This window comes from Variovorax sp. MHTC-1 (assembly GCF_003984645.1).
Taxonomy (GTDB): Bacteria; Pseudomonadota; Gammaproteobacteria; order Burkholderiales; family Burkholderiaceae_C; genus Variovorax.
On the sequence record NZ_RWKI01000002.1, the window covers coordinates 332,367 to 350,485 of the forward strand.

General features: G+C 59.6%; 16 protein-coding genes. All 16 read right to left on the bottom strand.

The genetic code is table 11. The features are described 5' to 3' along the window. Nucleotides 1-705: a class I SAM-dependent methyltransferase gene (locus EJI01_RS04895; protein ID WP_126835989.1), complete on the bottom strand. Its 705-nt coding sequence runs from the start codon at nucleotides 703-705 to the stop codon at nucleotides 1-3. After that, nucleotides 702-1,928, bottom strand: coding sequence for a glycosyltransferase family 4 protein (locus EJI01_RS04900; RefSeq protein ID WP_126835990.1), 1,227 nt, complete (start codon nucleotides 1,926-1,928; stop codon nucleotides 702-704). Before EJI01_RS04900 ends, EJI01_RS04895 begins: the two co-directional genes overlap by 4 nt. Beyond that, nucleotides 1,925-3,019, bottom strand: a complete 1,095-nt coding sequence (gene wecB / locus EJI01_RS04905) for a non-hydrolyzing UDP-N-acetylglucosamine 2-epimerase (RefSeq protein WP_126835991.1) — start codon at nucleotides 3,017-3,019, stop codon at nucleotides 1,925-1,927. Before wecB ends, EJI01_RS04900 begins: the two co-directional genes overlap by 4 nt. After that, nucleotides 3,016-4,146 (bottom strand): glycosyltransferase family 4 protein, encoded by a 1,131-nt coding sequence (locus tag EJI01_RS04910; RefSeq protein WP_260602323.1) that lies wholly within the window; start codon nucleotides 4,144-4,146, stop codon nucleotides 3,016-3,018. The genes wecB and EJI01_RS04910 overlap by 4 nt, the downstream gene beginning before the upstream one ends. Beyond that, a complete protein-coding gene (locus EJI01_RS04915) occupies nucleotides 4,133-5,239 on the bottom strand; it encodes an N-acetyl sugar amidotransferase (protein ID WP_409513930.1) in 1,107 nt (368 codons plus the stop codon). Before EJI01_RS04915 ends, EJI01_RS04910 begins: the two co-directional genes overlap by 14 nt. A gap of 141 nt (nucleotides 5,240-5,380) precedes the next feature. After that, complete coding sequence (locus EJI01_RS04920; protein ID WP_126835993.1) at nucleotides 5,381-6,361, bottom strand: hypothetical protein; 981 nt, start codon at nucleotides 6,359-6,361, stop codon at nucleotides 5,381-5,383. Further along, nucleotides 6,348-7,736, bottom strand: a complete 1,389-nt coding sequence (locus EJI01_RS04925; RefSeq protein WP_260602340.1) for an MBOAT family protein — start codon at nucleotides 7,734-7,736, stop codon at nucleotides 6,348-6,350. The genes EJI01_RS04920 and EJI01_RS04925 overlap by 14 nt, the downstream gene beginning before the upstream one ends. Nucleotides 7,737-7,772: 36 nt before the next feature. Further along, nucleotides 7,773-8,531, bottom strand: a complete 759-nt coding sequence (locus tag EJI01_RS04930) for an AglZ/HisF2 family acetamidino modification protein (RefSeq protein ID WP_126835995.1) — start codon at nucleotides 8,529-8,531, stop codon at nucleotides 7,773-7,775. Nucleotide 8,532: 1 nt separating this feature from the next. Next, complete coding sequence (gene hisH / locus EJI01_RS04935) at nucleotides 8,533-9,135, bottom strand: imidazole glycerol phosphate synthase subunit HisH (protein ID WP_126835996.1); 603 nt, start codon at nucleotides 9,133-9,135, stop codon at nucleotides 8,533-8,535. Continuing rightward, the gene (locus EJI01_RS04940; protein WP_126835997.1) at nucleotides 9,135-10,376 is read right to left on the bottom strand and encodes a lipopolysaccharide biosynthesis protein; all 1,242 of its coding nucleotides are present in this window, start codon (nucleotides 10,374-10,376) and stop codon (nucleotides 9,135-9,137) included. Before EJI01_RS04940 ends, hisH begins: the two co-directional genes overlap by 1 nt. A gap of 42 nt (nucleotides 10,377-10,418) precedes the next feature. Continuing rightward, nucleotides 10,419-11,525 (bottom strand): DegT/DnrJ/EryC1/StrS family aminotransferase, encoded by a 1,107-nt coding sequence (locus EJI01_RS04945; RefSeq protein WP_312846022.1) that lies wholly within the window; start codon nucleotides 11,523-11,525, stop codon nucleotides 10,419-10,421. Continuing rightward, complete coding sequence (locus EJI01_RS04950; protein ID WP_126835998.1) at nucleotides 11,522-12,094, bottom strand: acyltransferase; 573 nt, start codon at nucleotides 12,092-12,094, stop codon at nucleotides 11,522-11,524. Before EJI01_RS04950 ends, EJI01_RS04945 begins: the two co-directional genes overlap by 4 nt. Nucleotides 12,095-12,099: 5 nt before the next feature. After that, a complete protein-coding gene (locus EJI01_RS04955; protein ID WP_126835999.1) occupies nucleotides 12,100-13,047 on the bottom strand; it encodes a Gfo/Idh/MocA family oxidoreductase in 948 nt (315 codons plus the stop codon). 2 nt (nucleotides 13,048-13,049) lie between these two features. Beyond that, nucleotides 13,050-14,345: a nucleotide sugar dehydrogenase gene (locus EJI01_RS04960; RefSeq protein WP_126836000.1), complete on the bottom strand. Its 1,296-nt coding sequence runs from the start codon at nucleotides 14,343-14,345 to the stop codon at nucleotides 13,050-13,052. Between the two features lie 2 nt (nucleotides 14,346-14,347). Continuing rightward, nucleotides 14,348-16,264, bottom strand: a complete 1,917-nt coding sequence (locus tag EJI01_RS04965; protein WP_260602324.1) for a polysaccharide biosynthesis protein — start codon at nucleotides 16,262-16,264, stop codon at nucleotides 14,348-14,350. Between the two features lie 59 nt (nucleotides 16,265-16,323). Then, entirely contained in the window at nucleotides 16,324-18,021 is a 1,698-nt protein-coding gene (locus EJI01_RS04970) for a PglL family O-oligosaccharyltransferase (RefSeq protein WP_185878813.1), read from the bottom strand. Nucleotides 18,022-18,119 lie beyond the last annotated feature (98 nt).

Here is an 18,119-nt window from a genome sequence, read left to right on the forward strand (position 1 = left end):
TCAGGACTTGGCGATCCACGCGAGCACATGCGTGCGCAGCAGTGGAACGGTATTGAACACGGTGTAGAGAGAAGGATGTACTGCAGACACGCGCCGCGCGATTGGCGGAGCCAACGTGATGCGCTGGGCCTGCATCTTCCCTTGCGGGAAGAGCTCACGAGCGCGTTTGAGCGGCACACCGCGCACGTCGGCATTGCCGGGGTTGTTGACGGTGAAGTCGTACCACAGCACGCCGCCGCCGGGCTTCACCCATCGCCACATCGCGTCGGCCAAGCGTTGCTGGAACGCGTCGTCGAGCAGCGAGGAGAACACCGTCGACTGCAGCACGACGTCCTGGCTCGCTGATGGCACATCGACTTCGCAGGCGTCGCCGCAGGTGAGGCGTAACGCCAGCGGCAGCATGTCTCTGGCCTTCGCGTGACGCTCTTCCAAGAGCTCTACCCCCTGAAGGTTGTGAGGGTCGAAACCGAAGCGTAGCAACTCGAGCAGATTGCCTCCTGAACCGGAGCCAACTTCCAGCAACGCGATCGTGGAAAGATCTTGCCAACCCAATCGTCGAAACAGCCGCAGCATCTTCCGCTGGCGCTCGTGAACCGACTGCCATACCGACGGGTTCAGCGGGTTGTAACGCCAGTCGACGCCGTGGGCTGGTCGCCGCGCATAGCGCTGGCGAACCGCAGCAATTTCCGCCGAGTCCTCTGTCATGCCAACGCCTCCACGAAGCGCTTCGCTAACGTCGGCCAAGTGTGATGACGTCGCACGTACTCTCGGCCCCTGCGTCCCATCGCATGCCTTGCCTCGACATCCATCTTCGCCAGGGCGCGCAGCCCGTCGGCGATCGCGACGGGCGACTCGGGTGAAACCGACAGCCCGCAACCGGCCTCCTGGACAGGATCGTTGCCTGCCTCGATGGCGCTGAGCACCACGCAGCCGCCCATCATGTAATCCATCAGCTTGTTGGGGGCGATGCCGAAGCGAAACAGCGGAACGCGCTGCAAACCGATGTAGGCCACATCCGCGGCAGCCAACAGCGAAGAAATTTGTCGCTTCGGAATGGGTTCGAACATGCGTACCTGGGTCAACCTTTCGGATGCCACTCGCCGCGACAGCCTATCGCGCTCGGCACCATCCCCCACGAGCACAAAGCTGAACCCCTCTTTGGCGAGCAGCGCTGCAGCGTCGAGCAGCGAATCCAGCGCGTTGGCCAATCCATGCGCACCGGCATACACGACCACCAACCGCCCGTCGCCACGGGCCTGCCGAATGTGCTGCGCAAGTTCCGGCGCAAGGGCTTCGCCAGCCTGATCCCACTCTTCGGTCTGCACACCATTGGGCACGATATGCAGCTTGCCCAGATCGAGCCCGTGCGCCGCCAGATGATCGTGGACTTTGGGCAGCATGGACACAACCACATCGGCTCGTCTGCAGGCAAAATTCTCGGCCGCCTGGCATACCGCAATGAATGGGTGCCGCGCCGACATGCCGTTGAGCTCCATCGGCGACAGCGGCCACAGGTCGTGCACCTCGTGTACCAACTTTGCCGAAGCCAGCCGTGCGATGCGATGCGCCGGCCAGATGTCCATGGGGTAGGTACTGGACGCTACCACGACATCGGGTCGAAAGTTGCGCGCAAGTTGTTTTGCATCCCACATGAGTTGAATACAGAACGCGGCGATGTTCAGTACGCGACCCACCCCATTCCCTTGATAGCGAGGCGTGAAATGCCATAGATATTGCACCCCGTCGATGATCTCCCGCTGCGTACGCTCAGCAAACTTCGGCTGGACACTGCGTACGTGTGAATGCGAAGCTGCGACGATGCAAACCGTATGGCCAGCGCGAACCCACTCGCGCGCCAGATAAAAGGGTCGGTACTCCATGCCGTGGTGCAAGGAGCCTGCATAGTGATTGATGTAGACGATGTTCACGCCAACAAGTCCACCGACAGCTGCCGGACGATGCGCTGCGCAGCGTCGCCCAAACCATAGGGGGAAATGCTATCGCCCCTCGTGCCGATAGCGTCCAGCACGGCGTCGCGAATGACGTCAACCGAGACAGGAGGTGCAAGCCGGTTCCAACCCGACGTTAACAACTCCGTCCATTCGGTCTCGTTTCGCAACGTCACGCAAGGCACGCCGTGAAAGAAGGCTTCCTTCTGCACTCCGCCGGAATCTGTCGCAATGACCGCTGCGCTCATTTCCAGTTGCACCATGTCCAAGTAGCCAACAGGCTCAATCAATTTGATACGGGTAGCGAGCCCATCCAGACGCCCTTGACGCATGAGCTCAGCACGGGTTCGCGGATGCACCGGCCAGACCACAGGGATGTGGTCAGCAACCGACTCCAATGCACTTGCCACCATGGCAAGCCTTTCAGGTTGGTCCGTGTTCTCGGCGCGATGCACGGTCACGAGTGCAAAACTCGCCGACTTCAACTCAAGCTGGCGCATCACACCGTTGAAAGCGCTAGCTCGTTGCCCGTGATGAAGTGCCACGTCATACATGACGTCACCCACAGGGATCACTCGCTCCGCAGCGGCACCTTCGGACATAAGGTGATGTTCCGCGGCATGCGTCGGCGTGAAGAGCCAGCGCGAAATTCGGTCCGTCAGGATGCGATTGACCTCTTCCGGCATCGCCATGTTGAACGAACGCAAACCTGCTTCGACATGTGCCACCGGAATGTGGAGTTTCACCGCAGCGAGAGCACCGGCTAGCGTCGAATTGGTGTCTCCGTACACCAGCACAGCATCCGGTCTTTCGATTAGCAACAGGCGCTCGACTTCGGCCAGCATGCGCCCGGTCATTGCGCCGTGGCCTCCTCCGTGGATGCTCAACTGATGCGCTGGCGCAGCCATGCCCAATTCCTCGAAGAACACATCCGACATGTTGGCATCGAAGTGCTGGCCGGTATGAATCACGATTTCGCGCAAGTCGCCAGCCGCGGCGATGGCATGAGACACGACGCTGGCTTTGATAAATTGCGGGCGGGCGCCAAGCACGGTGACGATTTTCTTCATCCCAGAACCACCTCGTACAGGCTTTGCAGCTTGCGTTCTTCGTGAGCCCACTGGTAGCGCTCAAGCACCGCAGCGCGACCCAGTGCTCCCATCGCTCGACCCTTGACAGGATCATCAAGCAACGCTCCTACCGTTCGAGCAATCGCGGTGGCGTCAAGAGGGTCAGCGCAAACCCCAGCCCCCGCCTCTTCAAGAAGCAAGCGCCACAGCGGGAAGTCCGATGCCAGGACCGGTAGCCCCGCGGACATGTACTCGAACATCTTGTTTGGCTGAGCGTCCACATGGTTGGGCTCGGGATGAAAGAACAGCAATCCAGCGCGTGAATTCGCCATGATCTCGCGCACCTGCGAGCGCGACACGACTCCGCGGTAGTCCACTTTCGACCAGCCTGGCAGCCGTCTCAGTTCCGCCTCTGTGCTTGCACTCTCGAACGCACCGGCCATGATCAAAGTGGCGTCGATCTGCTCGAACGCGCTAATCATCTCGATCGCGCCCCGAATTTTCCCGATGCCCCCCACGTAGCACACTGCGCGCCCATCGCCCATCGGCTCGCAGCGCGACTCGAGTAGTTCCGTTTGCATCGGATAGTTGTTGATGTCGATACTGCGCGCGTTGAACTTTGCGAAGCGTCGAGCGATATGCGGCGTGGCCGTCACGATGGCGGAGAAGCGGCGCGCGGCAAAATTTTCGAACAACTCGAACGTTCTCGCGACCACGTGGCGCAGCCAGGGGCGAATCCAGTGCTTGCTCATCACCGCACGCGGCACATCCTCATGACTGTCGTAGACCACCTCGGCTCCGCCCCAACGCAACAGCAACGCGACAGGGATCAGTTCCGGATCATGAAAGTGATACAGAGAGGCTTTCAACTGGCGCGCGGCCCGCAGCATTCTCCAAGGCTGCAGGCACATCCGTCGAATGCGGCCCTGCACTGCGCCGATGTCATGAATAGTGATGCCACCTATTTGTTCGGCGCCCGACCCGTCGGCCACCAGTAGATGAACGTCGTAGCCCGCTGCGGCCAGGCTCTCACATTCCTTGTGAAAAATGCGCACATCGCGCCGTGCATGCACGGTCGTCAGATGAGCTACGCGCAGGGCGCGATGCATATCGTCAAGAGTAGACACTGATGCGACGTCCGGTGAACATTTCAACCCCTCTTTGAAGGCGCTTCAGCACGCGATAGCGCCCCTCCCACGTCGGGAATTCTGTGTGGTGATGCGGCGGTGCGATCATGAATTCGTTGAACTGAGCGGGTGTGATGCGCAGCTTTTTGCAGAAGTAGGCGATGTCGATCGCCAGTTCCTGGGGGTCGTAAAGTGGCACGTCCAACTCGGCAAGCGCCTCTTGCCGCGTCATCTGGCCCGACACAACTAAGCTCGCCAGGTGGGGGCGGCGCTTGTCATAGCCGAACTTGGTTGGTAGATAGTGGTTCTGGAACAGCTTGGTGAACAGTGACTCCCCGTGCTTTCGACCGTAGGCGCGCCATCCGATCGAGCGCTCAAGTTCAGCCATTGCAGCCGCCTTCTCGTAAGGCATGTAGTTAAGAGGCCGCACGGTGCGCATCTTCTTCACGAAGGGGTACCAGAGATAGTGTTCGAAGAAACTTATGGTGCTGTACGTCTTCAATGGACGCTCGCCGAATCGGCCATGGATGGCCTTTAGATTGATCGCATCCATGGCGCTTCCATGCCAGGACTTCGGGAAAATGCCTTCGGTCGCGATGTTTCCGCCGCTCAAGATATAGCGAATCTTGTTCCGTGTTGCAAAGTGATAAAGGCTTGAGAAAAACACGTGATCTTGCGGCACGTCCTGGTTCGCGACGCCAGCACGGAGGTAGGCAATATGCAGATCGCGCATCTCCTCCCAGTCGACCACATGGGTGTGTAGATCGAAGTTGCAGTGCTTGACGACCTTCTCGATATTGGCCACGGCCAGTTCGCTGTTCCAGCCCGCGTCAACATGCACGACCAGCGGCCGCAAACCCCATTCGCGAACTCGAACGGCAAGGTAGGAACTATCGACGCCACCGCTCAAGCCCAAGATGCAGTCATATGCAGCACCGTTCCCGTCACGCTTGATCCGATCGACGATCCCTCGCAACTGAGACATACCTGCTTCGTTCGGAAACCACCTCAGCCGCGTCACCTCATCGAATTCTCGGCAGTGATTGCAAACCCCTTGCGGATCGAATTCGATCTCGGGATCGCTGGTGTCCATCACACAGCGCACACATTCTTGATAGTCGCGCATCACAGCTAGGCACCCGAACTCTGAAAAGGGAACTTCATATCAAATGTCAAACATCCATTATCGAGGTGCATCAGGCTTCCCAGGTATGCCAACGTAGTGCTTAGTCGATCATTTTGGTGCTAGACCCATTCGGGCAAGCAGTTGACGACCGACCGCCGGCTGATAGTGTGTTACGTCGATGAATGAACTGTCCGAGCCACCGGACAGGTCGGAGACGACAACGAAGTCGGTGAAATCATGAAACTGAGCTCCCGCTGACGTTGCCACACGCATCGCCTCTCGGCGGTAGGCATCAAATTCCGATCGCTTGCCCACTTCACCGAGGATGGAGGCGAATGCTGGATTGACCGGACTAAGCACCACGACGACCTGTGTACCGCCCGCCCTCAAGCTCATGATTGCCTGCTGCAGCTTCATGAAGAGCGCCGAGTCATATCGCATCGCTCGGTACTCTCGTCGCGTACTATCGAGAATCCACTCGATGTCCTTTGCTGTTCTCAGGTAGGTGAACTTGTAGCCCGCGTGATCCCAGCGACCATCGGTGGAAGGGCGCTGCCGGCTTCGCCAAGCCATCGCTGCGTCCCATGCGGCCGATCCACTCCCCAAGGCACGTGCCAGCAACTCACCCTGCACCAGCATCTGGTCGGCATGAGCCTCGTAGCCAGGTTCACTTTGCCGCAGCGCATCAAACATGAAGAAGTCCAATGCCAGCACAGCCTTGCGCGGCCTGACCTTTGCCGAGATCAAGCGCGCATAGCCCTCCATCTCGGTGATCCTCATTCCCGAGATCCCGAAGTTGTAGCAAGGCAAGGCGCAGGCGCTAGGGTCGAGTCCGCGGTACACCGTGCTACTGCCCAGCAGCACACCATCTGACTCCAGAAAGTAGGCGCGAAGCGTCTTCACGAATCTCATCTTTGAATCGAGGACGCTGTTGTAAGGATCTGCGCCGCGCCAACGAAACAGGTTGTAGGGATCGCTCCAGATGATCCAGATCGTTGACGCCGCGAATGCGACTGCAGCGACGCCTAGCGCCCAGCGCATGGCTGCTCTCTGAAGCATTCCGACAGCTGCAGTGTCAGAAGTTTGCATATAGGAACTCCGTCACACCACCGACGCGCGAAAGGGTTGCGAACGCAAACAGCCCGAACAGCACCCAAATCCACTTGCGCGCCAACCATGTGTCGCGCGTGAGTATTGCGCAGATCTCCTGGCTGTTCGGCGCCCCCAGCGACAACAGCAGCGCAGTACTCACGCCGAGGATCACCGGCCAGCCGGCAAGCAACTTCGACGTCTGATTCCAAGGATGGGCCATCGCGTCGAAGATCGCCAAGGCCGTGGGAATGTCGGGTGATCTGAACCAGACCCAGCCGGTGATCACCACCACCAGGGTGAGCCCTCTCACGATCCAGGCCGGAACCATACGCGCATGGGGTTTGGCGACATGCCACAGGCAAAGCCAGATCGCATGCCATGCCCCCCAGATGATGAAAGTCCAGCCTGCGCCATGCCACGCACCGCCGACGACCATGGTGACCATCAGTGCGCTCGACTGACGCACCGTACCGTATCGATTGCCTCCCAAGGGAATGTAGATGAAGTCGCGCAGGAACTGCGATAGGCTGATGTGCCAACGTCGCCAGAAGTCGGCGGGATCTGCCGCCTTGTACGGTGAGTTGAAGTTCGAGGGCATTCGGATGCCAAACAACATCCCGAGTCCGATCGCCATGTCGGAGTAGCCCGAAAAATCGAAGTAAAGCTGCATCGAATAAGCGAGCACTCCGCAAATCGCGTCAACGCCGGCTACTCGCCCTTCCGCGTGTGCCTGTGAAAAGACGCTGGCTACATAAGGGGAAAGTGGGTCGGCAATGAGAACCTTCTTGGCCAGCCCCAGGACCAGAAGCACCAATCCCTGCACAACCAAGGTTCGATCGAAACCGAACAGCTTGGTACGCATCTGACTCATGATCGACTCGTAGCGCAACAGCGGCCCCGAGACAAGATGGGGAAAGAAAGTCACTGCCGCCGCGTATTCCAGCAACGCGGGCCGCTCCTCTTCGTGGCGCAGCAGGAAGTAGAGGAACGCAATCTGCTGAAAGGTAAAGAACGAAATGCCGAGCGGCAAACTTCCATCGTGCACCAACGGCAAGCCTAGTTCCTGAAAGACGAAGTTGGCGTACTTGAAATACGCAAGCGCTGAGAGATTCGCCGCTACACCAACCGCAAACAACCATCGCCGCTGCCGAGCCTTCCCGGAGCGCTGCATCGCATACCCCAGCAGAAAATTGCCAAGAACGGAGGTTGCTAGCAGATGCAGGTGGCCGCCCCAACTGGCATAGAAGAGCCCTGACACCATCAACAACACCAGCAAACCGCCATGCGCTCCACGCGCGACCAGCGTGAATCGATACAGTCGCAGCGCGGCTGGCAAGAACAGAAGCAGGAAGAAGTAGGAGTTGAACAGCACGGTCAACGTTCTGCCATCGTTTTCGGGCGAAGGCGCTCAGTCGAGATCCGGCAGTTCATGCGGTGCCGGGTAGTTGATCAGAACTGCACGATGCTTGCCGTAGTAAACAAACAAGCTGCCCGCCGCGACCGCTGAAGCCCCGCCTTCACGAATCGCTCGCCCGAAATCCGCATGAGACCCGGCTCCGCCACAGGCGACGACTGGCACTGATACAGCACCGGAGACAGTCCGGATCAGGTCGATGTCATAGCCACCGTAGGTTCCATCACGATCGATGGAGTTGAGAAAGATTTCTCCAACGCCAGCGTGAACCAACGCACGCGCTTGCTCGACCGGACCTACTCCTGTGTCTTTAGTTCCGCCGGCCGCCATCGCTTTAGGTCGGCCCATCAGGTTTCGCTTGACATCAATGGCGCCCACCAAAGCCTGGCTTCCATAGGAAGCTGCAGCTTCTTGAATGAGATCGAACGATTGAAAGCTTGCCGTGTTGATCGCCACCTTCTCGATGCCGGATCGGATAAGCCGGCGAATGTCATCCGCGCTCCGTACGCCACCGCCGTAGCAGACAGGCATGAAGCACTCGCCCGCCAACTCGGCGATCAGTTCGAAGTCGATCGGCCTGTTCTCTCGGCTGGCCTGGATGTCCAGTACCACCAGTTCGTCGACCTCTTTCTCGCTGAAGATGCGCACCGCGTTGATCGGATCACCGAGATAGACCGGATCCTTGAACTTCCTGGTTTTCACCAGACCTTGGCCACGCAGCAGGAGGCAGGGAATCACTCGAGGCCGATACATGTCAAGCGGTCGCGAAATTGCGCAACAAGCGCATGCCGAATCTGTGGCTCTTTTCCGGATGGAACTGCACGCCAGCAACGTTGTCGTGTTGAACTGCAGCAACAAAAGGCTCACCGTAGTCCGCCACCATCAGGACATCCTCTGGAGATACGCCACTCATGAAATAGCTGTGCACGAAATAGAACCGAAACGACTCATCGAATCCGGTCACCAGCTTGGTAGTCTTGGCGATGCGCACATGATTCCATCCCATATGCGGCACCCGCAGACCCGTCACCGTCGGAAACCGAATCACATCCATGTCCAGCCAGCCAAGGCCCGCCTCAGTGCCCTCTTCGCTTCCCCGGCCGAGCAGCTGGGCGCCCACGCAAATTCCCAGCAAAGACTTGCCTGTATCGACAAACTCTTCGAGTACGGACACTAGGCCCGTGTTTCGCAAGCTGCGCATACAGTAATCGAACGAGCCGTTTCCGGGCAGCACCACGCGGTCGGCGCTGCGGATCAGGTCTGGATCGCGCGTGCACTGCGCCGCGAAGCCGAGGCGGGAGAACATGTTGACAACCGACTGGAGATTGCCGACGTCGTAGTCCACGATGGCGATCATCAACGCAGCCTTTCGCCTTTGGAGAACTGGTACGCCATGCCCAGGTACACGATGTAAAGAGCGCTGTAGCCTAGAGAGTAAGCCAACAGCTTCGCATCAAGATCGCGGGGAACAAGAAAAGCCGCCGCCGTGATCGACAACAGCGCCATTTGCCAGAGGAGATCGAACCGCTGCTTGCCGGCGATGTACAGTACATAGCTCAAGGGACTGGCCACGAAACGAAGGAAATACAGCGGTACCAGCAAGCGTGCCATGTCTCCCGCCGCACGCCAGTCCGCACCGAAGACGATCGCGAAGAAGTCCGGGGCAAACCAGGCCACCACCGTCATCGGCACCACGGCTAGGACGGTCAAAGCTTTGAGGGTTTTCACAAACACCGGCTGACAGTTGCCATGCGATCGATAGTCTTCCGTCGCCTGCTGTTTGAATACATCGAGTACAGAGGCAGCAAGTAGCGCCACGGGGGCACCCAGCGCTCGCTGGGTCAGCGCGAACAGGCCTGCCGGCCCAACGCCATGAGCGGCCCCGATCAGAAAGAGCGGCATCTGCGCTGCTCCCGCGTTGATCAGATCAGCCGGCAACGAGAAGCGAACAAAGTCTTTCTGCGACCACAGGTAGCTTGTAGACCGCTGCCATAGTCCCCGGATTGAGAGCCCCCAGATCGGTAGCTTGAACCGGAGGAGCGCCAGCGCGGCAGCCAAGGTCACACCAATACATTGCCCCACCACCAGACCAAGGAAGGTACCGTCTCCCCACCATCCACAGCCCAGTTGCCCCGAGGCAATGGCGAATGCTGCGATCAGTTTGACGTGCGCTGCGGGCGCGAACATACGTTGAGTAACCGCGTAGGCAAGGCCCAATTGGTAGATCGCGGTCACCACGACGGCAAGCGCAGCCAACAGGATGGCATGTCGGCCGATTGTTCCCGTTGTGAGCATGCCAGCAACCTCGGCCATTGATGCGAGGATTGATCCAACGACAGTAAGGATCGCGACTGCGAGCAGGGCGGTGACGATGCCGTCGCGCCGTTCATTGGAGGTCGCGGCAACCACAATGGCGACCTCCAGACGCAGAGTCGCCACGATGGCAGCAATGGACACCCAAGCCAACCAGATGCTGAATAAACCCAAACTCTCGGGGCCATAGAGACGGGTTAGCAGCGGCGCGGCCAGAAAGGCTATCAGCTGGGCAGCCAGCGAGCCGCTGAGGACTGTCGCGACGCGTGACCAGAAAGAAGTCATCGGCCGTCTCGATCAAGGCTTCGCCCAGGGCTCGTAGCGTTGTCAAGCACCACTGGCTGCGATGGTCCGGGCCACCCGCTGTTGATCCAGCTCTGTCAGATACGGGCTAAACGGCAGGCTCAGCACATACTGCGCCGCTGCGACGCTGTTGGGGCAGGCGTTGGGGAACGAGCTCGTGGCGTAGACCGGCTGCAGGTGCAGTGGCTTCGGATAGTGCACAGCCGTCGGGATGCCCTGCAGTTGCAGCGCCTCCGTCAGTGCGTCTCGATGCTCGACCTGAAGCGTGTACTGACCCCACACGCAGTCCCGATCGGGCCGCAATGCGAGCGTTCGAACACCCTCCACGCCCGCCAACATCGTGTGATAGCGCGAGCCGATAGTCTTGCGTTGTCCGATCTCCCACTCGAACCGATCCAGCTTGGCCAGCAAGATGGCGCATTGCAAGGTATCCATCCGCCCGCCGACGCCGATTCGAGTGTGGGTGTAACGCGCGCTCTGACCGTGAATGCGAATCTCGCGGCAGGCTTGCGCAAGTGCATCGTCACCGGTGAAGATCGCGCCCCCGTCGCCATAGCAGCCCAGCGGCTTGCTGGGGAAAAAGCTGGTGCATCCGAAGGTGCTGAGGTTGCAGCTTCTCCGCCCTTTGTAGCTCGCGCCAAAACTCTGTGCCGCGTCTTCGATCACGGTCAGGCCATGACGTATTGCGATGGCGTTGATCTCGTCCATGTCGGCGCACTGACCGTACAAGCTGACCGGCATGATGGCACGCGTCCGATCAGTGATCTTCTCCTCGATCAGACTTGCGTCGATATTGCAGGTGTCCAGTTCGATATCGACGAACACTGGCTTGGCGCCGAGCAGCACGACCATCTCGGCAGTAGCGGCAAAGGTGAATGGCGTGGTGATGACCTCGTCACCCGGCTTGAGGCCCATTGCCATCAGCGAGATGAGCAATGCTTCGGTCCCGCTTGCAACGGTGATGCAGTGCCTGGCGCCGACGAACGCGGCAAGCTTGTCTTCCAGTTCTGCAACCTCCGGCCCCATGATGTACTGACCATGGTCGAGCACGCGCTGGATGCGCTCGTCGATCTGCGCTTTCATAGCCCTGTATTGCGCCTTGAGATCCACGAACTCCAGCTTGTCGCTCATGCCGATCCTTCGGCGACAAGCGCACAAGTGCCGTCACGCAGCACATATTCTTCACCAGTGGCAGAACACGTCGCGTGCTCGCCAACAAAGTGCAGCCGTTCGCCGTGCCGGCTCATCCAGCCCGCGAGCCGAGCGGGCACGCCGAGCATCAATGCAAAGTCCGGCACGTCGCGAATGATCACAGCGCCGGCGCCGACGAAGGCATAGCGCCCTACCGTCACACCGCAAACGATGGTGCTGTTGGCGCCCAATGTCGCGCCCTGGTGCACGAGCGTGCGGCGGTATTCGTTTTTTCGACTCACCATCGACCGAGGGTTGTAGACGTTGGTGAAGACCATGCTGGGGCCGCAGAACACATCGTCTTCAAGCGTCACGGCGTCGTAGACGCTCACGTTGTTCTGGACCTTGACGTTGTTGCCGATGCGTACGTCGTTGCCGACGTAGACGTTCTGCCCAAGGGAGCAGTGTTCGCCGATGGTCGCGCCGGCGCAGACGTGCACCCAATGCCAGACATGAGTTCCTTCCCCGATACGGGCGCCCGGATCAATGATGGCTGTTTCGTGGACCACGGCGCTTACGAACTCAATCGTTTCAGAAAGGGGTGACCGTCAGAGTGCGCAGGGCTTGGTTGAGCCGTGCGAATGACATGCACGGTTTCAACGGCTTGGCGCGCATCTGCCGAACCGTAGCCCCGCCCTGCCAGAATTTCCTGATAGCTCACGGTGTGGAGGTCCGTGAAACCCTCGGAAAATTCCAGTTCTTCTTCATTCACGACGATCGATCGATAGGTCGTCTTCTTGCCTTTGACTTCATCCGGCAGATCGCCAGCATCGATGGAAAGAAACCAGCGCACGCGCGCCCGCTCGTATTCAAGAAATCCGGCAGCCTTGTCGTCGCCGGCGTGATGCACCACATTGCTCCGCACGCGCCCAAAGATGAAATGCAGCATGTCGAAGAAATGCACACCGATGTTGGTGGCCACGCCGAAGGACTTGCGCGGATCGCCCTTCCAGCTCGCCGCATACCATTTGCCGCGCGACGTGATGTAAGTCAGATCCACATCAAACTTGGTGTTGGCGGGCGCATTGGCGACCTTCTCGCGCAGCCGGAGAATGGCTTCGTGGTGACGCAACTGAAGAATGGTGAACACGCGTTTCCCACTTTCGCGCTCGACCCGCTCCAGTTCGTCGAGCAAATCAGGCGTGGGCACCAACGGCTTTTCGCAAATCACATCACAACCGAGGCGCAGGCCCGCTGCGATGTGCGGATGATGAAGATGATTGGGGGAGCAAATGGACACGTAGTCCAAGGCCGACAAAGGCGATCGCTTGAGCCTGTGGCCATACTCGTAGAACGATTCGAATTCCGTGAAGAACTCGGCCCTCGGCGCAAGACTGTCGATGATGCCGACCGAGTCGTTGATGTCATACGCCACGGCAAGCGTATTGCCCGTGTCCTTGATGGCACGCATGTGCCGTGGAGCGATGTAGCCAGCGGCACCAATCAGTGCGAAGTTCTTCATCTTCAAAGCCTGAATACCGTGAAGCCGGCGCTAGCAGCATCATGCCGGTTGTAGAGCGACTTGACGTCCGTCAGCACTGGCGCTGCATGGCTGCAGTAGCCGCGCAGTACTTCGGGTGAGAGCGCTCGGTACTCGGTATGCCCTACCGCCACCACCAGCGCATCCACCGGATTATTTTGGTCGATGACTCCAAGCTCCAGACCGTACTCATATTGCACGTCTTCGGCACTGGCCCATGGGTCAGTCACGACCACCTGCGCACCCCAGGCTTCCAGCTCGTGCACCAAGTCAATCACCTTGCTGTTGCGAATGTCCGGACAATTTTCCTTGAAGGTGATGCCCAGCACACCGATCTTGCACCGCGGCACATCCAAGCCGGCCTGCAGCATCAGCTTGATGGTGTTACGCGCTGCATAGCGCGCCATGTTGTCGTTGATGCGCCGCCCCGCCAGGATGATCTGCGGGATATAGCCGACCTGCTCTGCCTTATGCGTGAGGTAGTACGGGTCGACCCCGATGCAGTGCCCCCCGACGAGGCCGGGTCGAAACGGAAGAAAGTTCCATTTGCTTCCTGCCGCCTCCAGCACGTCGAGCGTGTCGATCCCAAGCCTTTCGAACAGGACAGAAAGCTCGTTCATTAGCGCGATGTTCAGGTCGCGCTGCGTGTTTTCGATGACCTTGGCGGCCTCGGCCACCTTGATGCTGCTCGCCTTGTACGTGCCTGCCGTGACGATGCTGTTATAGAGGCGGTCAACCACTTCGGCCACCTCGGGTGTGCTGCCGCTGGTGATCTTTTTGATCTTCGTCAGCGTATTGACCTTGTCACCCGGGTTCACGCGCTCTGGGCTGTAGCCGCAGAAAAAGTCCTCGTTGAACACTTTGTTCGAATACTTCTCCAGGGCGGGTACACAGACTTCTTCGGTCGCACCGGGATAAACCGTCGATTCGTAGATGACGACGGCGCCTTGGGGCATGACCTTTGCCACCGTTTCACTGGCGCTCAGCAGATGGGTGAGATCGGGGCGATTCGCGCTGTCGACTGGGGTCGGCACGGTCACAATGAACACATTGCAGTCGCGCAGATCGGCAGCATCCGCGCTGTATGTCAACCGGTTTGCGTCTCGCAGATCTGCCGGGTCGGTTTCCAACGTCCTATCGTGACCGCCCTTGAGCTCTTCGATTCGGCGCTGATTGGTGTCAAAGCCGACGACGGACATCAACCTGCCGAACTCCACCGCCAAAGGAAGGCCTACGTACCCGAGTCCGATGATGGCAAGCTTGATCTCTGCGAAGTTCATGTCTATTCAATCGATGGCGTTTTGGGTGCGTAGCCAGGTACCAGCAAACGCAAAAGATCCTTCATTGCCGCGACGTTGTCGTTGCGCGCGGCGCTCTGCAACGCCTGCAAATGAATCGTAAGGGCGGGCCAAGCCATGAAATCTTCTCTAGCGCGAATGATGCGTGGGTGACTGGTCGGCAGCGGATTCTCACCGATGAGCAGTTCTTCGAATAGCTTTTCGCCGGGCCGCAGCCCGCTGTAGGCTATATCGATATCTCCGGTGGGGCGCGCTGCGCTGCGAACTGTCAACCCGGCGAGCGCAATCATTCGTTTTGCGAGATCGAGGATCTTTACCGGCGCGCCCATATCCAGAACGAACAGATCGCCGCTGTCCGCCATGGCTCCGGCGTGCAATACGAGTTGGGCGGCTTCCGGAATCGTCATGAAATAGCGCGTCACTTCGGGATGGGTCACTGTGAGTGGCCCCCTTTCCGCGATCTGCGACCGGAAAAGCGGCACCACGCTGCCACTCGATCCCAGCACGTTGCCGAATCGCACCATCGAAAAACGGGTCTGGGGGAGTGTGGCGCCGCCCTCACCCATGCGGAGCTCTTCGAACGCCGCCTCGCCGCAGTTTGCCAGCGCCTGCAGCACGAGTTCTGCTACCCGCTTCGTCGCACCCATGATGTTGGTCGGGCGAACGGCCTTGTCGGTGGAAACCAAGACAAAATGATCCACGCCGGCGGCCAGCGCTGCGCGGGCTACGTTCAGCGTGCCGAAGACGTTGTTAAGTACGCCTTCGCCAGGGTTGGCTTCGACCATCGGCACATGCTTGTAGGCTGCGGCGTGGTAGATCGACGCGGGCTTGTACATGCTGCATATTTCGGAGATGCGCTCGAAATTGCACACGCTGGCGAGCAGCGGGATGGTGCGCACCGGGAACCCGCTGCGTCCTATCAGAAGTTCCAGTTCCTGATGAATTCGATACAGAGCGAATTCGCTGTGATCGAGTAGCAGGATCTGACTCGGACCCTGCTGCACGATCTGGCGGCACAGCTCGCTGCCGATGCTGCCGCCGGCCCCCGTGACCAGCACCACCTTGTGCGAGAGCTTGCGCGCCAGCAACTCGAGATCTGGCGCAACCGGTGGCCGGCCCAACAGGTCTTCGATGTCCAGATCGCGAAAGTCCTGCACCGTCACACGGCCGCTGGCCAAGTCGGCCAGACCCGGAAGCGTACGGATGCGGACCGGCAGGGCAGACAGACGCTCAATGATCTGGTTGCGCCTTTCGCGGCTGGCGCTGGGCAGCGCCAGCAAGATGTCGGTCACCGCAAATTTGCTGGCGAAAGCCGGCACAGCGTCCGGTGCCATGACGGGGACACGATTGATGGTGCGACCCGCCTTGCGCTCGTCGTCGTCAACGAAGCCAAGCAGGGTGTACTGCTGAGCGCTGGTCAGGGCGGCCGCGGTCTGCGCACCGGCGCTTCCTGCACCGTAGATCAACAAGCGGCTAGAGGTACGAGCGGTATTGGCCACCAGCCAGTGCCAGGCCAACGTCCTGCTCCCGGCGATTAGCAGCAGAAGAATGAGCGGCTGCAGAACGCTCAGGCTGCGGGGTATGCCTTCCCATAGATAGAGCGCAACGACCGCGGGCAGAAAGAGCAGGCCGTAGATCGCAACGGCTTTGCTCGTTGCAAGGATCGCGGCCAAACCGGTGTAGCGAAAAATCGCGCGGTACAGGCCGAACTTCACGAAGACAGGAATCGACAGCAGGGGCGCCACTCCATACACGGCCCACTCCATCCCAATGGGGCGGTGCCAAGTGTCCAGCCTCAGCGTGAACGCCATCCAGGTCGCAGCCAGCGCGAGGCAGAGGTCGAGGCAGACCACCACCAAGCGCTTGCGGGAACGGGACCACCCGAGAACGATTTCTTGCACTTTGCCTTCAGGCTGGTTAGGACTTCATAGATCGGAACTTCAAACAACGATCGTCAATGTCAAGGAGTGATGACCGATGCCGACTCGCTTTCTTCCGGCGGCCATTCGACGGCCGCCAATTGTGGATGGAAGCGACGCGCCTGTGCCCACCTGGCCGGCGCAGACTCGCATTGATCGGGTGGAACGATGCGACACATCTTGATCAACCAGTCGCGCGCTTCATCCGGATGCTGGTTCAGGCCCAGCAAGACTGCGAGTGTCATGAAGCTGCGGGAACTTGGCCATACGACCGTGGCGTCTCGCGCCCATTGAATCTCGGCCGGCGAAACCCCCGCCACGGGTTCGTATTTCATGAACCGCTGCGCTTCGCGCAAATCGGTCAGCAACAGAACGTCCGGCGGTTCGGCCGGCCGACTGTTGACGATGTTGGCCCTCTCCAATTGCAAGGAGGCATAGGCGCTCTCTACCTTGAAGTAGTCACGCGCAATGAGTCCCAGTAGAGTCGCCCCCAGGCACAATGCTCCGAGCAATAGCCACCGGCCGGCGATCCGTGAAGGCGAGCCCATGGGCCAGATGTTCAAGCTCGCATTCAAGGCTCCCATCGCCAGACCAGTGGGCAGCAAGAAGTAGGCGTAGTGCAGAGGCAATTCCAGCATCGCGTGAATCCCGACCATCAGCACCATCAGCAAGTACAAGCCTTCAGGCGCTCGGCGTATCCGACGCGCGGCGGTTACCAACCAGGCCAGCACAAGAGCCGTCAACACGAGGCCGAGAGGGATGCCTGCCCAAAGCATGAAATCGAGAAACAGGTTGTGCGACTGCAGAAAAGGATGGTAGAGCGCTGGATAGCCTTCAGCCACAGTTACTTGAGCGGCCACGACGTTGTTCCACCCGTAGCCAACCCAAGGACGCTGCAACGCTGCATCAAGCAACATTCGCCACAACTCAGGCCTAAGTTCGTGACCAAGACGCTGCACCATCGATCCCGAGACATCGAGCATCAGAGCACTGCGAAGCGGCCCCAATGCAAGTAACGCCAAGACATAGAAGAGTGCCAAGCCGGTGGCATACCAGGGAGTGTTTTTCGCCTCCCATAGCCCGCGCCACCACCACGCCGCCAGCAGCAAGACCAGCAAACCTAGCGCCCCGGTACGAGATTGCGTCAGCGCCAGGCCGATCAGCAGGAATGTGGTCGCAATCAGGGCTGCGGCGCGCCCTAGCTGCCTGCGCCAAACACCCCAGGCACAGGCGAGCAGGCCCCAGAGCAGCAATGTCGCAAGCTGATTGGGCTGCGCCATGTTGCCGGAGGGACGAGCACTATTCGAGCCAAGCGCCCAGACACTGAGGGTGCCATCACCGCCGGGCTCCAGCCATTGCTGAAATTGCAACGCAACGGAGACGATCGCGCCGATGCCGATAGCCGAGAACAAGATGTCGCCCATCCATCTGGGTCGCCAGCCTTGCCAATGCTGGCCGACCATCATGGCCAGCAGGAAGCCCGCTATATAGGCGCTTGCGGTCCAAGCCTGTCCGGCAAACGGCAAAAGCCCAAGGGCATGGTGCGCAAAAGGCAGTGGGAGCAGAAGTGCGACCACCCACACCAAGCCGTGCCAGGCGACCGACTGCCTAGCTCGTACCATGACCACACCCCCCATCACAACCAACATCGCGGCCGCCCAAGCGTCAGAATGAAACGACATCCATGGCATCGAATGGTTGGGCAACAGCCACGCCAACGACAGCAAGACTGAAGCCATGGCGGCCCATACGGGAGCCAGTGATATCCGGGAAAGTCGATTCATCGAACGGGGCGCCATTGAGAACATTCACCCGCAAAAAAGCCGCCCGAAGGCGG